We start from the raw sequence: 25,008 nt of genomic DNA, 5'->3' as shown, positions 1-25,008 counted from the left end.
GAGAGACGTCCTATGACCATAGCGGTAGGGCGCGTGCGTCAGGAGCGAGGATGGTTCGACATCGTCGATGACTGGCTCAAGCGCGACAGATTCGTGTTCATCGGCTGGTCCGGGCTGCTGCTGTTCCCCTGCGCTTACCTAGCCCTGGGCGGCTGGCTCACCGGCACCACCTTTGTGACCTCCTGGTACACCCACGGGTTGGCCAGCTCCTACCTGGAAGGGTGCAACTTTTTGACCGTAGCCGTCTCCACCCCCGCCGACAGCATGGGGCACAGCCTGCTGCTGCTGTGGGGCCCCGAAGCCCAGGGGGACTTCACCCGCTGGTGCCAGATTGGGGGGCTGTGGACCTTTGTGGCCCTGCACGGAGCGCTGGGGCTGATTGGCTTTATGCTGCGGCAATTTGAGATTGCCCGGCTGGTGGGGGTGCGGCCCTACAACGCCATTGCGTTTAGCGCGCCGATAGCGGTGTTTGTGAGCGTGTTTTTGATTTACCCGCTGGGGCAGAGCAGCTGGTTTTTTGCCCCCAGCTTTGGGGTGGCGGGGATTTTCCGCTTTTTGCTGTTTTTCCAGGGGTTCCACAACTGGACGCTGAACCCGTTCCACATGATGGGGGTGGCTGGCGTTTTGGGTGGAGCGCTGTTGTGTGCCATCCATGGGGCGACGGTGGAGAACACCCTGTTTCAGGATGGGGAGGCGGCCAGCACCTTTCGGGCTTTTGAGCCGACGCAGTCGGAGGAGACCTACTCGATGGTGACGGCCAACCGGTACTGGAGCCAGATTTTTGGGATAGCGTTTTCCAACAAGCGGTGGCTGCACTTTTTCATGTTGTTTGTGCCGGTGACGGGTTTGTGGATGTCGAGCATTGGGGTAGTGGGGTTGGCGCTGAACCTGCGGGCGTATGACTTTATCAGTCAGGAGGTGCGGGCAGCGGAAGACCCGGAGTTTGAGACGTTTTACACGAAGAACATTTTGCTGAACGAGGGGATTCGGGCGTGGATGGCGCCGCAGGACCAGCCCCATGAGCGCTTTGAGTTCCCTGAAGAAGTCCTCCCCCGCGGCAATGCGCTCTAAAGGAAGCCGTTCTGGTCTCGTCAGGGATCCGCTCCCGGCGAATCTTAAGTAATCCACTTGAGTATTGAAGAGTTCAGGGATCCCCCAAGGGATCCCTTTTTGTTTTTTGTAATGGGCATGAGGTGGCTAGGAAGGGATCCCATCTCGCAAGCGGGCGCGAATGGCTTGCCAGATCTGTTCAACCAACTGGGGCGGGCTAGTTTCTGACCGGATGGGCACCCGCACATCGGCTTGGGCGTAGAACGGCTCTCGCTCTTGCATCAGCTTGTACAGGGCAGCTTGGGGGTCGGGGGTTTGCAGCAGGGGGCGTTGGCCGGGATCCCGCTTGAGCCGCTGCCAAATCAGCTCGGGGGTCGCATCCAGCCAAACGGTGAGGCCATGGTGCAAGTAGCTCCAATTTTTGGGGCGCAACACAATGCCGCCGCCTGTGGCGATCACCAGCCGGGTGTAGCTGCTCAACTGGGCCAACACCTGCGTCTCCAGATCCCGGAAGTAGGCTTCCCCATGCTCGGCGAAGATCTGAGCGATGGAAGAACCCCCCACCTGCTCCACCAGACCATCGGTGTCGAAAAATTGAAAGCGCAACTGGGCTGCCAGCTCCGATCCCACGGTGGATTTGCCGCTGCCCATCATCCCAATGAGATAAACATTTACGCCGCGCAGGCGCTCAACTTCCTCGGGGTGGATCATGGGAAAGGTACCTAGATATAGCCATGCTCGGCCAGAAACTCCAGAGAAACGCTGCTCTCGGGGGGCAGCAAGCCCAGCAATTTTTCCACATACTTGCCCAAAATATCCGCCTCTATGTTGACGGGATCCCCAACTTGGAGCTGAGAAAGGTTGGTCTCGCGGTAGGTTTGGGGGATCACAGCCACCTTGAACCAGCAGCCCCCTTGGCGCACCTCAGCAATGGTCAAGCTCACCCCATTCACCGCCACGCTGCCCTTGGGTACGATGTAACGCCCGATCTCTTCAGGAACCTTGAAGCTCAGCTCCCAGGCGTTGCCAGTGGCGGCTTGATCCCACAGTTGCCCCACCCCATCGATATGGCCGCTGACAAAATGCCCCCCTAACTTGTCTCCTACCCGCAGCGCCGGTTCCAGGTTGACTGTGCGCGGGCCGAGGGATCCCTGGCCCCAAGTCGAGCGCCGCAGGGTTTCCGGCGAAACATCGGCCAAAAATCCATCGGGCAGAATCTCCACCACCGTCAGGCAAAGGCCGTCCACCGCCACGCTATCTCCATAGGCCAACTGAGGTTGCAACCGGGGACAGGTAACCCGTAGCTGTGAAGAATTGATCAACTGGGCTGTGCCCAAACTTCGAACCAGACCCGTAAACATTGCTTTGGCTCCTTAGGTTTTGCCGGCTGCCTTTTTGGCTTTCTGTTTTTCTCGCTCTTTGGCTCGTTTTTCGGCAGCGATTCGCTCTTGTCGGGCTTTCTCTTTCTCTTCAGCGATCTTTTCTAGATAGTAGTGATAGTTGCCCTGGTAGGCGACCAACTCTCCGTTGCGAATCTCTACAATCTTGTTGGCCACTTTTGAGATAAAGTAGCGGTCGTGAGAAACAAGGATCACCGTGCCATCGTAATGCTGTAAAGCTTCTTCCAGCATCTCTTTGGCCGGGATATCTAAGTGGTTGGTGGGCTCATCCAAAATCAGTAGGTTGGCCGGCTGAAGTAGCATTTTCGCCAACGCCAAGCGGGCTTTTTCTCCCCCGCTCAAAGCCGCTACTTTCTTAAAAACGGCGTCGCCGCTGAACAAAAAGCGACCCAACAGCGTGCGCACTTCTTCGTTTTTCCAGTCGGGCACTTCGTCATGGATGGTGTCCAAGACGGTTTTGCTCAGATCCAAAGCCTCTGCTTGATTTTGCTCGAAGTAGGCAGGGATCACATTGTGTGCTCCCAATTTCACAGATCCCTCGGTAGGTTGCTCTAGGCCGGTGATAAGACGCAGCAGGGTGGATTTTCCTGCCCCATTGGGCCCCAGAAAGGCGACGCGATCCCCACGCTCGATCAACAGCTCCGCACCCAAAAACAAAATCTTATCTCCATAAATGTGCGTCAAATTCTCGATCTTCACCACCTCGCGACCACTGCGGGGAGCAGGGGGAAAGCGAAACTTGAGGGTACGCACGTCGCCAATGGGCGCTTCGACCCGCTCGATCTTTTCCAGTTGTTTTTCGCGGCTTTTGGCCTGAGTGCTGCGGGTGGCACTGGCCCGGAAGCGATCGATGAAGGTTTGTTGCCTTTCAATTTCCTTTTGCTGACGTTCGTAGGCAGCTTGTTGTGCCTCTCGCCGTTCAGCTTTTTGGAGTAGGTATTGAGAATAGTTACCCAAGTATGTCGTAGAAACTCCTCGCTCCGTCTCCACAATTTGGGTGCAAAGCCGATCCAAAAACTCTCGATCATGAGAAACAATCACCATGGGGATCGTCAAGCTCTTGAGGTAGTTTTCCAGCCACTCAATGGTCTCCAAGTCTAGGTGGTTGGTCGGCTCGTCTAGCAACATCAAATCGGGTTTTTGCAGCAGGATTTTCCCCAGGCTGATGCGCATCTGCCAGCCGCCGCTGAAGGCGCTCACCAACCGATCCCCGTCCTCCGGCTCAAACCCCATTTCCGGCAGGATTTTCTCAATACGCGCCTCCAGTTCATAGCCATGTAAACTCTCAAATTGGCGCTGTAGACGATCTAGACGGCGCAAAAGGGTTTCCAACGTGTCCGCGTCCGCCTGCTCCATCTGTTGGGTGATTTGGGCAATTTCTTGGTGAATGCGGTTTTCCTCTTGGAAGACTGTCCAGAACTCTTCTCGCACCGTTCGGGCGGGATCCACTCCAAATTCTTGGGTGAGATAGGCGATGCGCAGGTTGGCGGGGCGGATCACCTCGCCGCTGGTCGGTTCTTCTTGCCCGCAGATAATCTTGAGCTGGGTGGTCTTTCCGGCCCCGTTTACTCCCACTAGGCCGACGCGATCCCCAGGCTTAACTTCCCAGTTCACATCCTTGAGCACCTCACCGGTGGGATAGATTTTGCTAATGTGTTCCAGTCGCAGCATAATGCTCCTTGGGGATCGGGACCAATTGGAGAAGTGTGGCGTTTTCTTTACATTCTTTACTCGATTTTACGTATTCTTGGGATCCCTGTCCATGGATCCTGAGCAATTTCTGCTTGATTTCTCCCTCTCATTGATCTTGCCGGGGTCCACGACAGCGTTTAATATTTCTGGTTTGCCTTCAGAAGTGCCTGCTGAACCCTGTTCGATCTTTTTTCATGTCTTCAGGGCTTGTTTGTCGGTACCCTTAGTATGGACTCTTTTGCCAGAAGCCTTGTGAGGCTTCTCTAAGGCTTAAACGACCTCTAATGCCAGCGGGGAAAAGCCAGTTCCTGAGAGAGATTGAAGTAGCCGGTCGTGATGACAATGAGGAAGGTTGATCGGATAAGTTTTCAGTGTATGGGATGCTTACTTCGTCTCTTGTTTCTGAAATCCCCGGCAACCTATTTTTCTCTTTTGGGCATGTCCTAATGAGCTATCAATCCATTGACATTAGCAGTCAGCCCAGACAAGTTATGGTCTCTTGAGTTGACTTCTTATCTAACATAAAACCTTTGTTGATTTTGACAGGAAAGCCAATGGCGACGGGGATCAACTCAGAAGGACACTACGCCTTGGCTTGATCCTCGAGGGAACGGGGGGATCCCTGAAACAGGGCAGGATGACCTGTTCTGCCTCCCTGAACCGACAGAGGATTTTGTCTGTGGGCAGGCGGCTGTTGGGCCAGAAGCCGCTTCACCTCTGCATTAAGCTGACTTTCGTTGAAGGGCTTGGTCAAGTAGGCGGTTGCCCCCGACCATTTGCCGCGGATGCGGGCCAGCAGACCATCGCGAGCGGTAACCATCAGGATGGGAAGGGACTTAAACTCTTCTAAGCTGCGCACAATGCGGCAAAGCTCTAGACCATCGATCCCCGGCATGGCGATATCCATCAACAACAGGTGGGGCCGATGCTGAAACAACAAAGGAAGCACCTCGGCGGGGTTGCCCGTTGTAATCACCTGATAGTTGGGCAAATACTGCCGTAGGATTTCCTGCATCACCACGCTGTCGTCCACCGCCAAGATGGTTATCGGGTTGTGGCGCTTGGTCTGCAGCAGCTCTTGGGGTGTTTGTAGGCTGACCAAACCTTTTTTCGCCCAGGAGGCAAAGAGATTGGCCACCTCCAGCCGATCCCGGCACAGCTTCTTGGCGATTGCTTCCAGCGACTGGCCATCTTTGGTGAGGGTGTGGAGCTTCTGTCGTTGCTCATCGGTGATGCGGTAGCGGTTGACCCGTTCCCAATTGACCACCGGCACCGCCAACAGGGTTGGGATCGCCACCTTCAAATCTGCCCAGCGATCGTGGCGCCGGGCGGCTTCTTGCAGCAGCGGCTCCAACTCAAACCCGCCAATGGGGGCCTCTTGGGCGACCTGCTCCTGCACCTCAAAGTAACAGGTGCCTGCCCGTTCGAATAGGTAGCGGTCGAAATCGGTAAGCAGGTTGAGCCACAGGGCATCTTCCAGCTCCCCCGGCTTGAGCAGGCCCAATTGCGTGATAGCCTCCAGCAGCTCAGGTAAGGAATGGTCTTTCATCAAGCGCTCTTGCACCACCGAGATGGCCCGCTGTGGCCATTCCAAGTTGAGGCGAGGAATAAAGCGGGAGAGTCGTTTCAGCAGGATTTGCGTGTTGAGGGGTTGATCGGCAGAAAAAAGCAGCCTGCCGTGGTAGTAGGTCAACACCCAGGGTTCCGCACCCTCAGAGGGATCCAGTCCCTTGAGGTGAATGTGCAGATATCCAGTGGTAAACCGCCAACCTTGCTGCCTGAGCAGTGGCGCAAGTTCCTCCGAGCCGAACACAAAACGGGACATGCAGCGTTCTCCGGGCCAACTTCTTCAGGCCAAATGAGCAGCGATTCACCTCAGCCACACGCTCAAACCGTCGAAAGGAGAGCATGACTCTAGTCAATAATAAGCTCAACTATACTGAAAATATGTATAATATGTTCAGTACGGATTACTACCAGTTGATCTTTCTGTTTACTTTTGAGTCTGCCAACATGGTAGCCAAAGCAAAGCAGAAAATTGGTAGTAAGACGACACGGAAACTGCGCTTTGGGTATTCTACTCAAAGCTTTGCGGGATACCGCCATTCTGGTTGGAAACAAACAGAATGCTATCGCTGCATAGTTGAACAGTGATGTTCAGCAGTGTTCAGCGTAAATGTATCAGCTTCAGAGAGCTCACTTATTTTAACAACTGGCTGATCTTAGCTTTCCCGGCCATTCCTTTACAGCAAGGGAATACCGCTTTGCCAACCAGGATATACACCCATGCAATCCCATATGCAGTGCCTTGAAGGATTACCATTGCAAGGCTAGGGTCCGGCTATGGCTCTATCTTTCTAAATTGAGAGCCTGCCGTTGGGCTTGTAGCAATTCTTGGATCCCGGCTTGGGCCATCTCCAACATTTGTAGCAGTTGCGGGCGACTGAAGCAGGCGGCTTCGGCAGTGCCCTGGATCTCGATGAAGGATCCCTGCTCGTTCATAACAATGTTCATGTCCACCTCGGCTTGGCTGTCTTCCTCATAGCACAGATCCACAAGTACCTCTCCCTGCACAATTCCTACTGAAAGGGCCGCCACCTGCTGCCGCAGCGGGGATCCCTGGGCCGGATCCAGCGCCCCCTGTTTGTACAGCCAAGTGATGGCGTCGTGCAGAGCCACATAGCCCCCTGTGATCGCGGCGGTGCGCGTTCCGCCATCGGCCTGCAGCACATCGGCATCGACGGTGATGGTACGGGATCCCAGCTTGCGAAAATCCAAGGCGGCGCGCAGACTGCGCCCGATGAGCCGTTGAATCTCGGCAGTACGGCCCGATAGTTTCAACATTTCCCGCGGCTGTCGTTGTTGCGTGGCTCCGGGCAACATGCGGTACTCAGCCGTCAGCCAGCCTTGGCCGGTGTTCTGCAGAAAAGGGGGAACTTCTTCGGCCACACTGGCGGTGCAAAGGACATGGGTATGGCCGAACTTGACCAACACCGAGCCAGGGGCATAGCGGGTAAAGTGGCGCTCAAAAGAAACCGGGCGCAATTGAGCAGCGGTGCGATTATCTGGGCGTTGCCAGCTCATGGACAGTTCAAAAAGGGATCCCTCGCATTGTCAACCATGTCTGCCCAATGCGGCTCAGGACTTGGAATCTTTGCAGAACATGACTGGGGCGATGGCTGCGGACGGAATTGGTCTGGGAAGGCAAGGACGACAAGTGTAGCAACCGCCGCAAATTGGATATTGCCGGGTATGCCACCTCTACGCGGAAGAAAGTGAAGCACTTGTAAACTACCCGACACCCGCGCTATGCGCAGGGTGCGGGCTTTATCCCAATCCCTAGCGGCCCCAGAGGGCAGCTAAGTTTCGGAATTTCAGGCGAGTTTACAGTCGCCCCAAGAGCAGCAATTACAAGAGAAGCATTATGGTCAGCGTCCCCTTCCCACCCACAATGTCCACACTTGAACGACTTACCATTACGGTAGGACTTGCCCCGCTCAGGGTGGATGTGCAGGCATTTGTGGCAGGTCTGACTGGTATAGGCAGGCGGAACCAGTACCACAGGCACCCCAGCAATGGCAGCCTTGTAGGCCACAAACATCCTGAGCTGGTAGAACGCCCAGTTGTTAGTCCTGCGCCGTTCGGCTTTGCTCCGAGGTTTCTGATTCAGGCAATCTCTGATGCCCGTCAAGTCCTCAAAAGCCAGTGCCGCACCAATAGCCTGGGCATCCCTGACCAAGGTTTTGCTGATGTTATGGTTCAGCCATGTCTGGTAGCGCCGTTCTCTCCCAGAGAGCCTACGAAGCAGCCTTCTAGAGCTGCGAGTGCGTTTGGATTGAACCTTGGCGCGTACACGGCTGAACCGGTCACGGACGGCCTGGATGTGCTCTCCACTCCAAGAGCGTCCGTTGCTAGCGGTGGCGATATCCCGCCTGCCCAAGTCAACTCCGATTACCTTTGGAGTCTTGCCAGTCGGGGGAGTGTCCAGCTCAACAGCGATGTTGATGTAGTAGTCCCCTTGCTTGGTCTTGGACAGAGTAGCACTGGTGGGTGTTTGCCCCCGCAGCAAAGCGATTTGATAACCGCCAATCTTGAGCTTGAGCCAAACCCGTCCGCTCATCAGGGTCACGCCCACGGCTTGGTCGGACTCTCGGTACTTAAAAGTACGAGCGTCCAAAGTCAGACTGGTGGGGCGGAACTTGTGGACTTGCTTCACCGCCTTGGCATTGCTAATCACCCGACGGAGCGCCTGACAGACGTGGTTGGCCTTCAGCCCCGTTGCTGCCCTTACCGGCCGATAGACCAAGTGGTGCAGCTTGGCGGTGTTCCAGCAGTTCTTTTGTTTGGCGGTGTCGAGAATCTGGTTGCAAGCATTCGCAAAGCCCTGCAAAGTGCGGTCAATTTCTTGACGCAACTCTTGTGGGACTATCAGCTTGCAACGTACCGATATAGTCTGGCTCATGGGCTTATTGTAGTTTATCCAGACTTTTGACCAGCAAACCTATATGGAGGAGGGCTTTCCTCCCGACACCAAGCCTGCGGCTATGTGCGGGCCTCCAGCCCGAAAATTTGGTGAGCAGCAAAACTTCTAGCGGCTGATCTCAACCCTCAGCTGCCCTACTTACCTACTTATTCCCTGCTTGTCCAAGAAAATCTAAAAAAAATGCACCAGCGCACGCTGGCGCAAGAGGGTCAACTTTTACCGGTCAGACATCGACTAGACAAGGGCAGGGATCCGAGATCCTCCCAAGGCCTCCACCAATGCCCGCACTTGAGCCACCATGGCCACTTCATCCTGGAGGCGGCTGACAGCTTTGCCCACCCCTACACCTGAAGCGCCGGCAGCAATGGCCAAGCGCACTGTTACCGTCGAGAGGCCGGAAGCGCAGATAACCGGTACCGAGACGACACGGCTAATTTCATAGGCGGCGGCCAGGGTGGGGGCAGCCTTCTCGATCAGGCCCAGGGATCCCCCGTGAACCGGCTCAGCACTGGTGCTGCCCTCGGTTTGGATGAGATCGGCTCCCAGATCCTCCAGTTTCTCGGCCAATTCTGCCTGTTGATTCAGAGGCAGAGTGTGGGGAACGGTTACCGACAAGAGCGTGCGGGGCAGAAGAGAGCGGGTTCGGCGGGTAAGGTCTAGGACTTCCGCTGCGGAGAAGATGCGGCCTGAAGGGTAGAAGCTGTCGTAATTGCCGATCTCGGCCATGTCTGCTCCTGCCTGTACGGCTGCGGCCAACTGCTGCGGCTCCACCGCCGACACACAGATGGGCAGATCGATCTGGGCGCGTACCCGCTGCACCAATTCGGGGCTGGCAGCGATATCCACCCAAGTGGCCCCTCCCTGTTGGGCGGCGCGGGTGATGCTCAGAACCGACTGCAGGTCGAAGTTTTGTAGACCGCTGATGATCTTGAGGGCCCGACGTTGGGCCAGAGCGTCGAAAAGAGCAGCGTGAGAGGCAGTGGTCATAGGCTCGTCAGCTTGTGGAAAGGCAGTCTAAGAGGAGTGAAAACAAATGGCTGCTAAAACTGGGCTTGGGGAAGCCTTTGCTCAGTCTAGAGGGTTTGCCTCAATCCCACAAGGGTCCCTCTTTACCCCATCATCCCAGTCCTTTTGGCTCACCACAATTCTTCAATAGATTCAATAGAATAGGGATCCCTTCTTGCAAGCCATCATGTATCGCTCTCCCTTCCCCTTCCTGGGCCTGCCTGAGCCGGATCCGGAGATGGCCCAAGCAATTCTCCTGCCCGTCCCCTACGAGGCCACCACCTCCTATGGCAAAGGCACCGCCAAAGGCCCTCAGGCGCTGTTGCAGGCTTCTGCCTATGTGGAGATCTACGACGAGGTACGGGATCGCCAGCCAGCTCTTCACCCCGACTTCTCGGAAGAGATCTCCCGCTACTGGACGGCCCCCCCGGTGGAGTTGGAAGGTCTGGGATCTTCCGCCCAGGAGCTGGCTATGGCCGAAATCCAGCGTCGCGCTGCCGAGTGGGTGAGACCGGGGCGGTTCCTGCTTTCCATCGGTGGGGAGCACTCCATCAGCGGGCCCCTGATTGCTGCCCACCTGGCCCATTATCCGGAGCTGCACGTGCTGCAAATCGATGCCCACTGCGACCTGAGAGATAGCTACGAGGGATCCCGCTATTCCCATGCTTCTGCCATGGCCCGCGTGGTGGAGCAAGTGGGCAGCCGCCTCACCCAAGTGGGGATCCGCTCCATCTGCGCCGAAGACCGCCAGACCATTCGCGAGCGCCGTCTGCACACCTTTTTTGCCCACAGCTTGCACACCAAGCCAGCCCAGGAGTGGATCCCAGAGGTGATTGCCACCTTGGGCCCCCAGGTTTACCTGACGGTGGATGTGGATGGGCTGGATCCCGCTGTGGTGCCGGCCACCGGTACCCCCGAACCTGGCGGCTTGGGCTGGTGGGAGACGGTGGAGCTGATTCGGGCGCTAGGACAGCAACGGCAAATTGTCGGCGCCGATGTGGTCGAGCTGTCGGTCACGGGAGAACGGGAAACCGATCGCCGCAGCGCCTTCACGGTCGCCAAACTGGCCTATCAGATCTTGGCTGCGGCCTTGGGTTAAGCTCAAGAAGAGCTTGGCCGGCCATCCCCGGGGCACCTGTTCGAGTTCTTTAGGTTTTTGGGTAACACACCTGTGAAATCGGCCCACCCCCGTCGTCCTGCTTTTGAACTTCCCGCTTTGTCCTGGATTCCCTTGGTGGGTGGGGCATTGCTGCTGATCCTCTTGGCCACCTTGCTGCAGTGCTTGGTGGTGGTGCCTGCCGGCACACGGGCCGTGGTGTTCAACTCCCTGACGGGGCTGAAGCCGCAGCCGCTGGGAGAAGGGCTGCACCTCCTGCTGCCGCTGGTGGAAACGCCTATCTTCTACGACGTGCGCACCCAAACCTACACCATGGCCTCCCAACGCTCCGAAAACCAGGGGGATGATGCGTTGAAAGTGCTCAGCGCCGACGGCCAGCAGATCTCCCTCGATGTCTCGGTGCGCTTTCGCTTGGATCCCGACCAAGTGGCCCACCTGCACCAGACCATTGGCCCTTCCTACGTGGACAAAGTGATTCGCCCAGAGGTGCGGACGGTGGTGCGCAATGAACTGGCTTTGCACCGCGCCATCGCCGTTTTCTCGGAAGAACGCGAGCAGATCCAGGAAAATGTGGAGCGGCAGCTCTCCAGCATTTTTGCTGAGAATGACCTGATCTTGCAAAACGTGCTGCTGCGCAATGTCCGCTTCTCCGACCAATTCCAAACGGCCATCGAGCAAAAGCAAATTGCCGAGCAAGAGAAAGAGCGGGAACGCTTCCTCGTGGAAAAAGCAGAGCTGGAAAAACAACGATTGGTGATCCTGGCAGAAGGAGAAGCCCAAGCCATTCGCCTCCAGGGGGAAGCCCTGAAGCAAAACCCAGAAGTGGTGCAGTTGGACTACGCGCGCAAACTGGCGCCCGGCACCCGCGTGATCATCTCCCGACCGGATCCCTGGCAGCGGTAGCGGACAGCCCGTTGGCTCTGGGTTCTGCAAAAATCTATCCCAGAGCATTGTTGCCAATTGGAACGAGAATGGGGATAGAGATCCCCGGCCTGCTGACCTGACGATGCCCCTTGACGAGCAGCTCATCCACAGCCGCATTCAGGCCATCCGAGCCCAGATCCCAGACCATGTGGAGATCATGGCAGTGAGCAAAGGCTACAGTGCCGACCACATCCGCGCCGCCTATCGGGCTGGGATCCGCCACTTTGGGGAGAGTCGAGTGCAAGAAGCCGCCGTCAAACAAGGGCAACTGCAAGATCTGACCGATATCGTCTGGCACTTAATTGGGCATCTGCAGACCAACAAAGTCAAACCGGCCCTCAAGCAATTTGCCTGGATTGACAGCGTCGATAGCTTGCGCCTGGCCAAGCTGATCAACCAAAAAGCCTGGGAGCTGCACCTCACCCCCAAGCTTTGCCTGCAGGTTAAATTGGCTCCGGATCCCAATAAGTTCGGCTGGCTCATCCCCGATCTGTTGCAGAGCCTCCCCGAACTGAACCAACTGCTGCAGGTGCAAATTGTGGGCCTGATGACCATTTTGCCTTTGGGCTTGAGCTCAGAGGCGGCCCTAGACCTGTTTCGCAAGCTGGCCGAACTGGCCGATTACATCCAGCGCAGCGGCTATGAACATCTGCAGGTGCACACCCTCTCCATGGGCATGTCCGACGATTACCTCCTGGCGGTGGCAGCAGGCTCTAACTTGATCCGGCTGGGGCGCGCTTTGTTTGCCGACGCCGAGCAGGAATAGATGTGACCTCTGTGAAGCCGTTAAATTGTGATTAAATTTTGTGTAAAGCCGTGCAACTCCCCAGTCGCCCTGCGGGGCACCTTTGGGGCGAGAGTTCGGCTTGGATAATCAAAAGTGGGGGGATCCCGCCCAGGATTTGCCCTATTGGGGAAATTTTGGGGAAATTTGTAATCATTTGCGTTACTTCCGTTAACGTGGGCTCAATCCAGACGGGGAGCAGAGTTCAATCCTGCCAAACAACGGCTTGGCAAGTGAGATGACATCTTCACTTCTTCTGGGTAAACTCTAGTCGTCGAATCAATGGGGTTTTGTTAACCTACGTTAGCCCCCACCTGCTTCGGCAGCTTCCTGAGCAAACCCTGTCTCAGCCTATTGAAAGACTTTGACCGAGAATAAAAGGACGCCCCCTAGCTTGAGTGAGCCACTCAGGATCCAATCAAGAGCCTGAATCTTACGCTCGCCGTAAACCCATGACCTGTAGTGAGGATGTGCATATGAATGTCAATGGAATCTGGAGCAGGGTAAGAGATTTTGTGGGTCTGAATGATCCCGTGGACGGCCTGGAGGAGTACTCTGAAATGGAAGGGCAGGATGATTACCAACTGCTCTACGAGGGACGCCGTTCCCAACCGGCTGCTCCCCCCGAAGAGGAGGAAGTGAGTACCCTTCCGCGAGGGCGGCGGCAACGGGGAGTGGAAGCGGGGGAGGGCTCTGCCGGTCGAGAAGAGTCGCGGGGCCATCGGCGCAGTCAGCATCGGGATCGCTCAGCAGGGGGCAGTATGGGGAGCAACGTGATTGGATTACCGGGCGTAAACCCACCCACCAGTGAAGTGGTGGTGATGGAGCCGCGCAGCTTCGATGAGATGGCTCAGGTTATCCAGTACCTACGGGAGCGCAAGACGGTGATCATGAACTTGACCCTAATGGATCCCGCTGAGGCGCAGCGCTCTGTGGATTTCGTTGCCGGCGGCACCTACGCCATCGATGGCCACCAAGAGCGCATCGGAGAGAACATTTTTTTGTTCACCCCCAGCACGGTGATGGTTTCCACCCCCAGTAGCCAAGTGGTGCAGCCGCTGCAGCGCCCTTTGCAAAGCCCTACCCCCCTCTGGCCCAGCACCTATGAGCATCTGCAGGCAGTAGGTCAGCACTAGTTGCTATGGAGCGGCCACTGCTAAGTGTTATCGGGGGTGGAGCCATGGGATCCGCCCTGCTGCGGCGTTGGGTAGCTGTGGGAGTTTATCCCGCAGCGCAGGTGGCCTTGCGGGAGCCTGATCTGGATAAGGCTGTGGCCCTGCAGCAGGAGCTGGGTATCCGATTGTTGGCGGATCCATCCCAGGCGGGAGAGTCTGAGATTCTGTTTCTGGCCGTTAAACCGCAGCTCTTCCCGACGGTGGTGGCTGAGATGGGCCGGCTGTCCGCCACAGAGCTGGTGATCTCGATTATGGCCGGGATCCCCTTGCAGCAGTTGCAGCAGGCTTTTCCCAAACAAAAGGTGGTGCGCACGATGCCCAACACGCCGGCGCTGGTGGGGGCGGGCATAACGGCCATCAGCTACGGGCCAGGGGTGACGCCTATGCAGGTGGAGCAGGTGGAGAAGCTGTTTCGCGCGGTGGGCGAGGTGGTGACGGTGGCCGAAAGCCAGATGGATGCGGTGACGGCACTTTCGGGTTCCGGGCCGGGGTATCTGGCGGTGATTCTGGAAGGGCTGATCGACGGAGGGGTACAGGTGGGGCTGCCGCGTCCCATTGCTACCCAGTTGGCCCTGCAGACCTTGGCGGGTACTGCTGCCCTCTTGCAGCAAGAAAATCTGCACCCTGCCGTTCTCAAAGACCGGGTCACCAGTCCAGGAGGGACGACCATCGCCGGGATCCAAGCCTTGGAGCAGGCGGGGGTGCGGGGAGCCCTGATGCAGGCAGTGCGAGCGGCCTACGAGCGCTCTTGCCAGTTGCGGGGATCCTAGCGGGCCAGCAGCCCTTGCCACAGGGGACGGGTGATCCAATTCCATCCCACCTTGATCTGGTGTTCCAGGGTGGGGAGGCGAACCAAATAGGCAGTTCGCCGCGCCAAATAGCCCAGGGGTCCGGTCAGGGTGAGGCCGCCAAGGGCAGAAAGCACCGCCGTATCCACCCCCAGGCTGAGCATTTCCCCCAAGGAAAAGTAGCGAAAGGGCAAGAGAGGCCGCTCCTGGGTGAGCAAAGCCCAGAGGTTCCAGGCGCAATAACCGGCCTGTTGAAAAGCCGCTTGGGCCGTGGAGGGCACCGGCTGGCCTTCCGCATCCACCACTGCTGCTGCATCTCCCAAGGCGAAGATCTCTGGGAAGGTGGGGGTTTGTAGGGTGGACAAAACCTGTAGCCGTCCCCGCTCCGTTTTGGGCAGATCCAAATTGGCAATCACCGCTGCCGGTCGGGTTCCGACAGTCCACAGCACAGCATCCACAAGATCTGTGGCGATCTCCTGGGTCTCCAGCCGTTGCAGCTGCAGATGGAAGGGAGGGGCGCCGTTCTCGCCAAGGGCCTCGATGCCCAAGACCTTGGTTTGCAACTCCACCTGCACCCGCCGTTGGGCCAGCGCCTCTTGGGCCGCCTCCCGGCTGGAGGGAGCAAAGCCGGACAAGATTTGGGATCCCAACTCGATGAGGCGGATCCGTCCCCGCCAGCCCAGCCGATCCGCCAATTTGCAGGCCAATTCCACGCCACTAGCCCCTGCTCCTGCAATGGCCAGAGCCACAGGCTGAGCCGGATCCCGGTCTTCCAACGCCTTCAGGTGGGCGCGCAGCCGCTGAGCATCTGCCAGGGTGCGAAAGGGAAAAGCAAACTCCGCCGCTCCCGGAACGCTCTCCAGAGGGGTTTCTCCCCCCAGCGCCAGCACCAGCGCGTCGTACTCCAAGCTTTGCCCATCTTCCAGCTCCACGCGGCGGGCTTGAGGGTCAATGGCCTGGACAGATCCGCGGCGAAACTGCACCGATCCCGGGGGCAGCAGATCTTGAAAACGGGGGGCCACCTCCCAGTCTTCCATTTCTCCGGTGAGCAGCTCATAAAGCAGGGGGGCAAAGACGAACCGCTCCTGCCGATCGACCAAGGTGATCTGGGGTGGTTCTGGCCAGGGTTGCCGGCTCAGTTCCAAAGCTGTGTACAACCCGCCAAAGCCGCCCCCAAGAATGCAAATGCGATTCATGCTCGGATGGTTCACGTGACGTTATCAGACGTTATCAAAGTTGCGCGAAAGGCCCCGACTTAACAATCACACCCTGCTGATGCAGAAGGGGCAACGAGGGATGGCCCACCTTGGGCTTGAATTGATTTAAACTTTCCCGGCTAGACTTCTCCAGCGTAGTCTGTGTTGCCCCAGCTTTGCCAGCCCGGCACTTCTGACAGGGAAGCCCGTCGCTCGTCCAGCCAAGTTTGGAGAATTACCGCCGCCGACTGCTGATCGATTAAGCCCTTCTGGGCTTTGGCCGGGATCCCCGCCTCGCGCAGATCCCACTCCGCCTGCGCGGTGCTCAGGTATTCATTGACGGTAACAATGGGAAGATCCACGGCCACCTGCAAAGCGCGCACGAACCGCTGGACTTTGCGGGCCTGGGATCCCACCGACCCATCCGCCAGAAGGGGGATCCCCACCACCACCACGGTGGCCTGGCGGCGGCGGATCCACTCCTGCACTTGGGCAATATCCTCTGAGAGGGAACGGCGCTGGATCACCCCCAGGCCAGTAGCCAGCAGCCCCAGCCGGTCGGAGCCGGCCACGCCAATGCGGCGGTTGCCTACATCCAGCCCCAGCGCTGAAAGGGGATCCCTTGTGGCAGAATAGTTCAGGCTTATCGACATCCTTGCTGATCTTTATGGCTGCCTGGCCCCCTTTGGGGCTTGCAGTTTCCGTTCCCCTATCCTCTCTCGATGACCCTGTTTGGAGCAACACTCGATGACCAGCGCTACCCTGTCTCTCCCGAAGCATGAAGTGAAAGATCTGAGCCTCGCCCCCCTGGGCAAGCAACGGATCCAGTGGGCGGCGCGGGAGATGCCGGTGCTGGCCCAGATCCGGGAGCGCTTTGCTCAAGAAAAGCCCTTTGCCGGGCTGCGCTTGGTGGCCTGCTGCCACATTACGACCGAAACGGCCAACCTGGCCCTGGCTCTACAAGCAGGGGGGGCGGATAGCGTTCTCATTGCCAGCAATCCCCTCTCCACCCAAGACGATGTGGCCGCCAGCCTGGTGGCGGACCATGGCATTTCGGTGTTTGCCCTCAAAGGAGAAGATGTGGCCACCTACCGCCGCCATGTCCAGATTGCCCTAGATCACCGCCCCAACCTGATTATCGACGATGGCGGAGATGTGACGGCGGAGCTGGTGCAGCACCGTCAGGAGCAACTGTCGGAGCTCATCGGCACCACGGAAGAGACCACCACTGGCCTGGTGCGCCTTAGGGCCATGCTCAAGGCGGGGGTGCTCAGCTTCCCGGTGATGACCGTCAACGACGCCGAGACCAAACACCTGTTCGACAACCGCTACGGCACCGGCCAATCCACCCTGGACGGGATCCTGCGCTGTACCAACATCCTTCTGGCCGGGAAGACGGTGGTGGTGGCTGGCTACGGCTGGTGCGCCAAGGGAGTGGCCATGCGGGCCCGCGGCATGGGATCCCAGGTGATTGTCACGGAAGTCAACCCGGTGCGGGCTCTGGAGGCGGTGATGGACGGCTTCCGGGTGATGCCGATGGAAGAAGCCGCTGCTCTGGGGGACATCTTCATCACCGTCACCGGCAACAAGCACGTGATTCGCGGCGAGCACTTCGACCGCATGAAGGATGGGGCGATGGTCTGCAACGCCGGCCACTTTGACATTGAAATCGACCTGGTGGCGCTGCAGGAGCGGGCCGTCTCCCGACAGACGGTGCGCCCCTTTGTGGAAGAATACCGTCTGCAGTCGGGCAAGTCAGTGTTGGTGCTGGGGGAAGGCCGCCTGATTAACTTGGCTGCTGCCGAAGGGCACCCCGCCAGCGTCATGGACATGAGCTTTGCCAACCAGGCCCTGGCCTGCGAATACCTGGTGAAAAACCGGGGCCGCTTGGCCCCAGGGCTTCACCCCATTCCTCTCGAGGTGGACGAGGCCATCGCCCGCCTCAAGCTCAAGGCCATGGGGATCCAAATCGACAGCCTCACTCCAGAGCAGATCGAGTACGGCAACACGTGGACTGCCGGGACTTAAGTGGGTTTTGGGAATTCAATCGGGAGCTGAGTCTGGGATCCCAAGCAGCAGGGCTAGCGTGCTCCCCCCAACCTCGAGCCAGGAGGGGATTCCTAGATTCTGTGAACCTGCGACCAAACGCGGGTGGGCAGACCCCAGACGTAGATGAAGCCTTCTGCCGCTTTGTGGTCGAACTGGTCTCCTGCGCCGTAGGTGGCCAGCTCTGGGTTGTAAAGAGAGTAGGGAGAGCGACGGCCCACACAGACCGCCTGGCCCTTGTGCAACCGCATCCGCACGACACCGGTGACGCTTTTCTGGGTGGCGCGGATAAAGGCGTCCAGAGCCTCCCGCAGCGGCGAGTACCAAAGGCCGTTGTAGATCAACTGGCTGTAGGTGGTCTCGATGCCGTACTTGTAATGGATGACATCGCGGGTGAGGGTGAGGCTTTCCAGCTCGCGGTGGGCTTGGATCAAGACCATTAGAGCAGGGCACTCGTAGATCTCCCGCGACTTGATCCCCACCAGGCGGTTTTCAATCATGTCGATGCGGCCCACCCCATGCAGGCCAGCTAAGGAGTTGAGCTGCTCGAAGAGGGCTTTGGGACTGAGGCGCTGCCCATCCACCCCGACAGGGATCCCTTGCTCGAACTCAATCTCCACGTAGGCGGGCTCGTCGGGTGTCTGGGAAATAGGCCGGGTGAGGGCATACACTTCCTCCGGCGGCTCCCGGTCGGCATCTTCTAGGATGCCGGCTTCAGCGCTGCGGCCCAAAATGTTGAGGTCGATGCTGTAGGGGCTGGACTTCTGCACGGGCATGGGGATCCCGTAGCGCTCCCCATAGGCAATGGTCTCCTCGCGGGTCATCCCCCACTCGCGGGCAGGGGCCAACACTTTGAGCTGGGGATTTAAAGCAGCAATAGCCAGATCAAAGCGCACCTGGTCGTTGCCTTTGCCGGTGCAGCCGTGGGCCACCGCATCGGCGCCCACCTCTTCCGCCACTTCCACCAGCAGCTTGGCAATCAGCGGTCGGGCCAGTGCCGTAGAGAGAGGGTAGCGCTGCTCGTAGAGGGCGTTGGCCTGGATGGCCGGGAAGGCATAGTCGGTAATGAGGGCCTGGACAGCCTCCCGCACCAGAGATTGCTCTGCCCCCGCCCTGAGGGCTTTGGCCTGAATGGCCTCCAGCTCCGCCCCCTGCCCCAAGTCGACTGCCAGGGCCACCACCGATTCCACCCCCCACTCGTGCTTGAGATAGGGAATGCAGACGGAAGTATCCACCCCGCCTGAATAGGCCAATACCACCTTCTTTGCCCGTCCCATGGGATCCCGCCGTTGCCGTTAAAAAGTTGCTAGCCCATTATGCCCTGTGGCAGGGATCCTGGCTGGCCTCAATGTCGGTTTCCTCAGCTATTCTCAAGGGGATTTCTCCTGCCGGGGAAAGGCCGGGGGTGTGAGTGAGCATGGCTGGCAAAAAGACGGCTGCGGCGTGCCGGGGATCTGAGCCCAAGCGAACTGTGGGGCTGGGGATCCTGTCGCTGCTGAGCTTTGTGGCCGGGATGGGGTTTGCCGCCCTCTCCCAGCCAGAGGTGGGATCCCCTGTTGCCGTCTCCGAGCCGGAGGTGCCCCGTTTTACCGCCCACGGTTGGCCCTTGTTGGATCCCTTGCCGCAGCCGGACGAGATTTGGGAGTGCGAGCTGGTGGTGGTGGGCGGATCCCTGGGAGGGGTGGCAGCGGCAGGCCATGCCATGCGAGGGGGGGTGCAGACCTGTCTCATCGAGCTCACCCCTTGGCTGGGGGGTCAGATTACCTCCCAGGGGGTATCGGCCATTGATGAATCGCTGCCGATGCGGCAGCGGGGCAATTTTTCCCGCCACTGGCTGGAGTTCAAGGCCTTGATCGAAAGCCAGCCGGTGCATCTGCCGGCCTGGACAGGGATCCCGCCGGGAACCCGCGTATCCGAGATCAACAGCTGCTGGGTGGGAGGGCTGTGTTTTCCGCCCCAGGCGGGGCTGCAGGCGGTGGAAACCTGGCTGCAACAGGCAGCTCAAAATGCCCCCAACAGCCGCTGGGCTACCCAAACGGCTTTTAAGGGGGCCACCTTCAGCGCCGATGGATCCCAGATTGAAAGCATTTACGCTGTGCAGCGGCAGCCGCGGGATCCCAACTTTGTGCCACCGGGACGGCTGTGGCGGGAGCTGGTGAGCTGGTACAGTTGGCAGGAAACGGAGGTGTTCGCCAAGCGAGTGCTGCGTCTACAAGCGCCGCCGGGCCGCCCACTCTTCGTGATCGATGCCACCGATACCGGAGAGCTGGTGGGCTGGGCCGGGATCCCCTATCGGCTGGGTTCGGAAGGGCGAGACGTGACCGGAGAGCCCAATGCCGCCCCCGCCAGCAACCCGGAGTGCACTCAAGCCTTTACCTTTCCCTTCGTGCTGGCCATCCACGACGATGGCGGGCGCTCCCGCGCCGAGCTGGTCCAGCTGCAGCCGGGCTATTCCCGCGCCGAACACCGCCGCGAGTTCGACATGGAGGGTTTCCCCACCTTCAGCGGCCAGAGCTTTTTCAATTACCGCCGCATCGTCAGCAAGGGCCGCCGGGATCCCTTCTACAGCACGCCTGTTCCAGGCGACCTGACGCTGGTGAACTGGAACCGCGGCAACGACTGGGGGATCATGAACCCGCCCCTGATCCTGACGGAAGAGCGGCTAGTGGCCTCAGGGCAGCGCCACAACTGGCTGGGGGGCCTGGATGTCTCGGCCATCAAAGATGGAGAAAACCACGCCCTGCTGTTTGCCGAGTGGCTGATGGAAACTCAATCCCGCTCTGGCTATCCCCTCTCCTTGGTGTTTGCCGAAGAGTCCTTGCTGGGCACTCGCTCTGGCCTTAGCCTCTACCCCTACATCCGCGAAGGTCGGCGCATCCTGGGGCGAGCTGCCTACGGCCAAGCAGAGTTCATGATGTTGGAGCAGGATATTCGCGTCGGCACCGCCGGGGGGCGGGACTTCAGACCTACCGTGGTGGGGGTTACCCACTACGCCATCGATATCCACGGCTGTCGCTACCGCAACTGGGAGCCCTCTCTTTCGGCCAGCTCCGCGCCAGTCAACGAGTTTTCCGTCCGTCCCATTCTCATTCCCTTGGAAGCCCTGATCCCGCAGAAGGTGGATAACCTGCTCATCGGCGGCAAAGGGATCGCCGTCAGCCACATTGTCAACGCCGCCACCCGCGTGCATTACGGTGAATGGACCATCGGCTCGGCAGCAGGCCTGACCGTGGCTTGGCTGCGCAGTCAAGCTCCCGGCCTGATCCCAGCTCAGATCGTACCGCAAGGCAAAATAGCCGATTTACAGCTCTACCTGGTCTCCCATGGGCAAAGACTGCAATGGTGAACCCAGAGGACACCGTCTCAGCGCGAACGACAGATCCCCACCCAATCGACCCAATTTTTCCGATATCGGGGCCCTAGCCCTCAGAGGGAAGTGAATCGGGATCCCTGCCTGCGCGGGCATCTTCGCTACTTTTGCCATAGCGCTGCTGCCGCCACCACACCAACAGGGGGCTGGCGATAAAAATGCTGGAATACACCCCCAAAGTAAAGCCAATGAGCAGGGCAATGGCAAACCCCTTCAAGGTAGCTCCCCCGAAAATGGCGATGGCAACTAGGGGCAGCATCGTCGTCAGGGTGGTGTTCAGGGAGCGGGCAAAGGTCTGGTTCAGAGATAGGTTTACCACCTCGGCCAGGCTGACCTTGCGGCTCACCAGGCGCAGATTCTCGCGGATGCGGTCGTAGATGACCACGGTGTCGTTGACGGAAAAGCCGATGATGGTCAGCAGCGCCACCACAAACAGGCTGTCCGCCTCCATACCCACCGTCAGGCCCAAAAGGGCAAATAGCCCTGTGGTCAACACTACATCGTGCAGCAGCGCCACAATGGCAAACACCGCGTAATCCCACTGAAAGCGCAGGGCCAGATACACCACAATCAGGCCGAAAGAGATAAGCACGGCCACGATGCCGGAACGCAAGAGCAAACGCCCCACCGTCGGGCCAACCGTCTCGACCAGGTTGCGCTCGAAGGGAGCAATCTCCTGCCGCAGGGTGGCTTCCACGGCCAGCCGCTCTTGCTCAGTCAAGGGGGGCATGCGGATCAGGGCTTCCTGGCCCGTTTGGGTGTCCAGCTGGATGATGCTGGTGCCCAGGTTGTGTTCCTGCAGCGCCCGTCGCAGCTCCTCGGTGGTGACAGGCCGCTCAAAGCTCAGATCCAGCAAGGTGCCGCCGGAAAAATCCAACCCCAGCCGCAGGGGAGTTCCCAGAGAAGCCAGGGAAAAGGCCATGCTGACCAGCCCCACCAGCAGCACCGCCAAGGACAAGCTGAACCACAGCTTGCTCCGTCCAACAATGTCGAAGCGATAGTCGAGCAACCGAGAGGCGGGATCTACGGGGGATAGCTCTTGAGCCGTCATGATTGGGCCGCCTCCATCCGAACGCCGTAAAACTCAGGTTTGCGCAAGCTGGGGATCCCCATTGCCGCCAAGAGCAGGCTACGGGTGCAGGTGATGGCCGTAAAGAAGCTCACCAGAATGCCAATGCCCAGGGTTACCGCAAACCCTTTCACCAGTCCCATCCCCAGCCAGAAAAGCACGCCACAGACCAAAAGGGTAGTCACATTGCTGTCCAGGATGCTGCTGAAGGCGCGGTTAAACCCTTCCGAAATGGACTTGTAGATGGATTTGCCGGCCCGCAACTCTTCTTTAATGCGCTCGAAGATCAGCACATTGGCATCCACCGCCATGCCGATGCTGAGGATAAAGCCGGCGATCCCCGGCAGAGTCATGGTTACCCCCAGCAGTTGGAAGAGAGCAAAGGTACAGAGGGCGTAGATAAGCAGAGCAATGTCCGCAATCAGCCCTGGCAGGCGATAGTAGGCCACCATAAAGAGGAAAACCAGCACCAGGCCCCCGATCCCGGCATAGAGGCTGCGGCGCACGCTCACTTCCCCCAAAGTGGCCCCGACGGTGCGATTTTCGATCACCTGAATGGGAACCGGCAGCGCTCCTGCCCTGAGCTTGACCGCCAAGTCAGTGGCGGTTTCCACCGTAAAATTGCCCGTGATCACCGCCGTCCCGCCGGTGATGCCGGTGCGGGCAAACTCCGGCCCCACGATCGGGGCACTGATCAACACGTCGTCCAGAAAAATGCCCAATGGACGTTCTGTTCCGGCCAGATCTCGGGTGAGCTGAGTAAATTTTTCTGCCCCCTCCGGCTTGAACTCCAGCAGCACCTCCCAACTCTGGGATCCGCGGCGAGGGGCTTGGGGATAGGCATTGCGCAGCAGATCCCCGGTGAGGCCGACCCGCTCAAACAGAGTATCCGGATCCTCCCCCGCTGTTATCTCTCCCCGCTCGTTGCGGGGCAGCGCGCCGACGGGAACCAAGCCCTTGCGAAACTCCAGTTGGGCTGTATCTCCAAGGAGAGCAATGGCCCGATCCGGATCCGCCACCCCCGGCAACTGCACGAACAGGCGGTCTTGGCCGCTGATCTGCACCAGAGGCTCAGCCACCCCCAGCCCGTTGATCCGCTGCTGGATGACGGCCTCTACCCCCTGCATCACTTCGGGGGTGATTTCAGGCACCTCCTCGGTGGGCACAGCTTGTAGCGTGAGCTGGGTTCCTCCCTTGAGGTCAAGGCCAAGGCGAACCTCCCGGCTGAAGCCCAGGTAAACGAGGGCAACCACCACGGCCAAGATGAAGATCAGCCCTCGCAAAAAGGAGAGCCGACTGAGCCACGAAGCTGAGAATTGGGTCATAGGTCTGAAAGAACGAGGAACGCTGGCAGACTCGATGTAAACTACGTAAACTACCCGACCCTACACCGCCTTAGCAGTGTAGCGCGGGCTTTCAGTAGCCCTGAGCTTGCTCTGCTCTACCAGAGAACAAAACAGGCCCGAACCTCTAGGCTGGTTTACGACAGCCCCCAAAAGCGCAATCACATTCGCACCATTCAAATCCGCATCCCCTTCCCATCCACAGTGTCCACACTTAAACTGCTTCCCACTGCGATAGGATTGCGCAGGGTCGGGATGAATGTGCAAACACCGGTGGCAGGTCTGCGACGTGTAGGCAGGCGGCACCAGAATCAAAGCAACCCCCGCACGCAGAGCCTTGTACTCCAAAAATTGACGGAGTTGATAAAACGCCCAACTATTTGCCCGCCTACGCTCTGTCTTGCTGCGTGGCTGTTGATTGACCCTTTCCCGAATCCCTGTCAAGTCTTCCAGAGCAATAGCGCTGTTGGTAGCTTTTGCCCTAGAGACAATAGCTTTGGAGATGCGATGATTGACCCACGTTTTTGCTACGCAACGCTGACGCGACTGAAAGCGTCTTTCCTTGCCAGACAGCCGTTGCAACAGTTCTCTGCATCTGCGCCGCGAACTGCGGGTGCCCTTACTGGCTTTGCGTTGAAGTACCGCCCTCAACCGCGAGTGATGGTCTCGGACTTTGTTCAACTGCTGTCCATTCCAGTTATCTCCTTCCGATGTATGAGCAATATCCGTCCTTCCCAAATCCACGCCCAGCACTCTATCCGTGCCTTGCGGTGGGCACGGTTCCGTTTCCACACAGATTTGAATGGAGTAGAAACCGTCTTTGCGCTTGACCAGAGTGGCGGATTTGGGGTTGGAGCCTGCCAACTGTTCTCTCTGGTAACGGCCAATCGCCAGCTCAAAGCGCTCTCGACCCCCAACCGTGGTCAGCGACACCGTCCAGTCTTTCTCGCGAAACGAAAAGATACGGGCATCGTAGGTCGCAAAGCCTCTCTTGAACGCTTTGACCGGACGGTTTTTCTGTCGGGCAACTTTACGGGCACCGGCCAGCCGTCTGCAGACCTGCTGGTCGCGTAAGCGGGACGTAGTCCTTGCCAAGTTACTGGACAAGCCGAACCGGGCCTGGATTTGGCGGTAGCACAGAGATTGAAGTTTAACGGCGTTAACTACCTTCTCTGGTGTGTTTTGGTTGACCCAGTTCAAGGCTTGGCCGAAAGCAGCCAAGGTCGCGTCCAATTTGGCGGCTTGCGACTGGGACACCTTGAGCTTGCAGGAGACGGTCAGGACTTGGGTCATGGTTCTATCGTAACTTCCGCATTCCTCCCGACCCTCGTCCTACGGACAGAGGGCGGGGCTCCTGCGCTAGTAAGCTGGACTTTCTGATCCTATCGCAGACGGGATCCCTTGCTTGGCAAGGCGGAAAACGGCAAAGCCGGTGGCGCTGCCCCGACAAAATGGCCCTTGGGATCCACCGCAAAGGCAACCCCCAGCTCGATGAAGACGGGTACTGGGCTATCCCTTTGGGCAGAGCGGATGAAGTTCAAAGCCGTTATTGTTGGAAAGATTATT

General features: G+C 58.6%; 22 protein-coding genes. 8 read left to right on the top strand and 14 right to left on the bottom strand.

The genetic code is table 11. The annotated features are described in order from the left end of the window. Window positions 1-12 precede the first annotated feature (12 nt). Window positions 13-1,071 carry a photosystem II D2 protein (photosystem q(a) protein) gene (gene psbD / locus ACVWXE_RS01975; RefSeq protein WP_011432491.1) on the top strand — a complete coding sequence of 353 codons (1,059 nt, stop codon included), beginning with the start codon at window positions 13-15 and terminating at the stop codon, window positions 1,069-1,071. Window positions 1,072-1,197: 126 nt separating this feature from the next. Here psbD and ACVWXE_RS01970 read toward each other — a convergent pair whose 3' ends face one another. The 7 genes from ACVWXE_RS01970 to ACVWXE_RS01940 all read right to left on the bottom strand — a co-directional run bounded on the left by ACVWXE_RS01970 (window position 1,198) and on the right by ACVWXE_RS01940 (window position 9,612). Then, window positions 1,198-1,761, bottom strand: coding sequence for a shikimate kinase (locus ACVWXE_RS01970; RefSeq protein WP_414374890.1), 564 nt, complete (start codon window positions 1,759-1,761; stop codon window positions 1,198-1,200). An 11-nt stretch (window positions 1,762-1,772) separates the two neighbouring features. Further along, window positions 1,773-2,411: a riboflavin synthase gene (locus ACVWXE_RS01965; protein ID WP_414332173.1), complete on the bottom strand. Its 639-nt coding sequence runs from the start codon at window positions 2,409-2,411 to the stop codon at window positions 1,773-1,775. A gap of 12 nt (window positions 2,412-2,423) precedes the next feature. Next, entirely contained in the window at window positions 2,424-4,121 is a 1,698-nt protein-coding gene (locus tag ACVWXE_RS01960) for an ABC transporter ATP-binding protein (RefSeq protein WP_414332172.1), read from the bottom strand. A 604-nt stretch (window positions 4,122-4,725) separates the two neighbouring features. Further along, window positions 4,726-5,967 carry a response regulator gene (locus ACVWXE_RS01955; protein ID WP_011433340.1) on the bottom strand — a complete coding sequence of 414 codons (1,242 nt, stop codon included), beginning with the start codon at window positions 5,965-5,967 and terminating at the stop codon, window positions 4,726-4,728. Window positions 5,968-6,491: 524 nt separating this feature from the next. Continuing rightward, window positions 6,492-7,226 carry a ribonuclease PH gene (gene rph / locus ACVWXE_RS01950; RefSeq protein WP_011433341.1) on the bottom strand — a complete coding sequence of 245 codons (735 nt, stop codon included), beginning with the start codon at window positions 7,224-7,226 and terminating at the stop codon, window positions 6,492-6,494. 223 nt (window positions 7,227-7,449) lie between these two features. Further along, complete coding sequence (locus ACVWXE_RS01945; RefSeq protein WP_457489444.1) at window positions 7,450-8,604, bottom strand: RNA-guided endonuclease InsQ/TnpB family protein; 1,155 nt, start codon at window positions 8,602-8,604, stop codon at window positions 7,450-7,452. A gap of 255 nt (window positions 8,605-8,859) precedes the next feature. After that, window positions 8,860-9,612, bottom strand: a complete 753-nt coding sequence (locus ACVWXE_RS01940; RefSeq protein WP_011433343.1) for a DUF561 domain-containing protein — start codon at window positions 9,610-9,612, stop codon at window positions 8,860-8,862. Window positions 9,613-9,805: 193 nt separating this feature from the next. Between ACVWXE_RS01940 and speB the strand changes: the two genes are divergently transcribed. The 5 genes from speB to proC all read left to right on the top strand — a co-directional run bounded on the left by speB (window position 9,806) and on the right by proC (window position 14,400). Further along, the gene (gene speB, locus ACVWXE_RS01935; protein ID WP_414351076.1) at window positions 9,806-10,729 is read left to right on the top strand and encodes an agmatinase; all 924 of its coding nucleotides are present in this window, start codon (window positions 9,806-9,808) and stop codon (window positions 10,727-10,729) included. A gap of 72 nt (window positions 10,730-10,801) precedes the next feature. After that, a complete protein-coding gene (locus ACVWXE_RS01930) occupies window positions 10,802-11,650 on the top strand; it encodes a prohibitin family protein (protein ID WP_011433345.1) in 849 nt (282 codons plus the stop codon). Window positions 11,651-11,753: 103 nt separating this feature from the next. Next, window positions 11,754-12,437: a YggS family pyridoxal phosphate-dependent enzyme gene (locus ACVWXE_RS01925; RefSeq protein WP_414374881.1), complete on the top strand. Its 684-nt coding sequence runs from the start codon at window positions 11,754-11,756 to the stop codon at window positions 12,435-12,437. Between the two features lie 578 nt (window positions 12,438-13,015). After that, window positions 13,016-13,591, top strand: coding sequence for a cell division protein SepF (locus ACVWXE_RS01920; RefSeq protein WP_011433347.1), 576 nt, complete (start codon window positions 13,016-13,018; stop codon window positions 13,589-13,591). A gap of 5 nt (window positions 13,592-13,596) precedes the next feature. Further along, a complete protein-coding gene (proC, locus tag ACVWXE_RS01915; protein ID WP_457387752.1) occupies window positions 13,597-14,400 on the top strand; it encodes a pyrroline-5-carboxylate reductase in 804 nt (267 codons plus the stop codon). Here proC and ACVWXE_RS01910 read toward each other — a convergent pair. Beyond that, window positions 14,397-15,614 (bottom strand): NAD(P)/FAD-dependent oxidoreductase, encoded by a 1,218-nt coding sequence (locus tag ACVWXE_RS01910; RefSeq protein WP_457489443.1) that lies wholly within the window; start codon window positions 15,612-15,614, stop codon window positions 14,397-14,399. The two genes, proC and ACVWXE_RS01910, sit on opposite strands and share 4 nt — an antisense overlap. Before the next feature lie 140 nt (window positions 15,615-15,754). After that, window positions 15,755-16,267 carry a Holliday junction resolvase RuvX gene (gene ruvX, locus ACVWXE_RS01905; protein ID WP_457489442.1) on the bottom strand — a complete coding sequence of 171 codons (513 nt, stop codon included), beginning with the start codon at window positions 16,265-16,267 and terminating at the stop codon, window positions 15,755-15,757. 94 nt (window positions 16,268-16,361) lie between these two features. Here ruvX and ahcY point away from each other — a divergent pair, with 94 nt between their 5' ends. Continuing rightward, window positions 16,362-17,642, top strand: coding sequence for an adenosylhomocysteinase (gene ahcY / locus ACVWXE_RS01900; RefSeq protein WP_457489441.1), 1,281 nt, complete (start codon window positions 16,362-16,364; stop codon window positions 17,640-17,642). Between the two features lie 92 nt (window positions 17,643-17,734). Here ahcY and ACVWXE_RS01895 read toward each other — a convergent pair whose 3' ends face one another. Next, window positions 17,735-18,937 (bottom strand): argininosuccinate synthase, encoded by a 1,203-nt coding sequence (locus ACVWXE_RS01895; protein ID WP_414344220.1) that lies wholly within the window; start codon window positions 18,935-18,937, stop codon window positions 17,735-17,737. A gap of 236 nt (window positions 18,938-19,173) precedes the next feature. Between ACVWXE_RS01895 and ACVWXE_RS01890 the strand changes: the two genes are divergently transcribed. After that, window positions 19,174-21,006 (top strand): FAD-dependent oxidoreductase, encoded by a 1,833-nt coding sequence (locus ACVWXE_RS01890; protein ID WP_457489456.1) that lies wholly within the window; start codon window positions 19,174-19,176, stop codon window positions 21,004-21,006. A gap of 73 nt (window positions 21,007-21,079) precedes the next feature. On the opposite strand, the gene secF is transcribed toward ACVWXE_RS01890, so the two are convergent. From secF to ACVWXE_RS01870, 4 genes are all read right to left on the bottom strand, one after another. Next, entirely contained in the window at window positions 21,080-22,081 is a 1,002-nt protein-coding gene (gene secF / locus ACVWXE_RS01885) for a protein translocase subunit SecF (RefSeq protein WP_457444909.1), read from the bottom strand. After that, window positions 22,078-23,424 carry a protein translocase subunit SecD gene (secD, locus tag ACVWXE_RS01880; protein ID WP_414413646.1) on the bottom strand — a complete coding sequence of 449 codons (1,347 nt, stop codon included), beginning with the start codon at window positions 23,422-23,424 and terminating at the stop codon, window positions 22,078-22,080. Before secD ends, secF begins: the two co-directional genes overlap by 4 nt. Before the next feature lie 60 nt (window positions 23,425-23,484). Beyond that, window positions 23,485-24,735: an RNA-guided endonuclease InsQ/TnpB family protein gene (locus ACVWXE_RS01875; protein ID WP_457489440.1), complete on the bottom strand. Its 1,251-nt coding sequence runs from the start codon at window positions 24,733-24,735 to the stop codon at window positions 23,485-23,487. Between the two features lie 89 nt (window positions 24,736-24,824). Beyond that, the gene (locus tag ACVWXE_RS01870) at window positions 24,825-24,983 is read right to left on the bottom strand and encodes a hypothetical protein (protein ID WP_414421596.1); all 159 of its coding nucleotides are present in this window, start codon (window positions 24,981-24,983) and stop codon (window positions 24,825-24,827) included. Window positions 24,984-25,008: the final 25 nt, after the last annotated feature.

The organism is Thermostichus sp. MS-CIW-41 (assembly GCF_054058915.1).
This window is presented reverse-complemented; position numbering and strand designations above follow the sequence as displayed.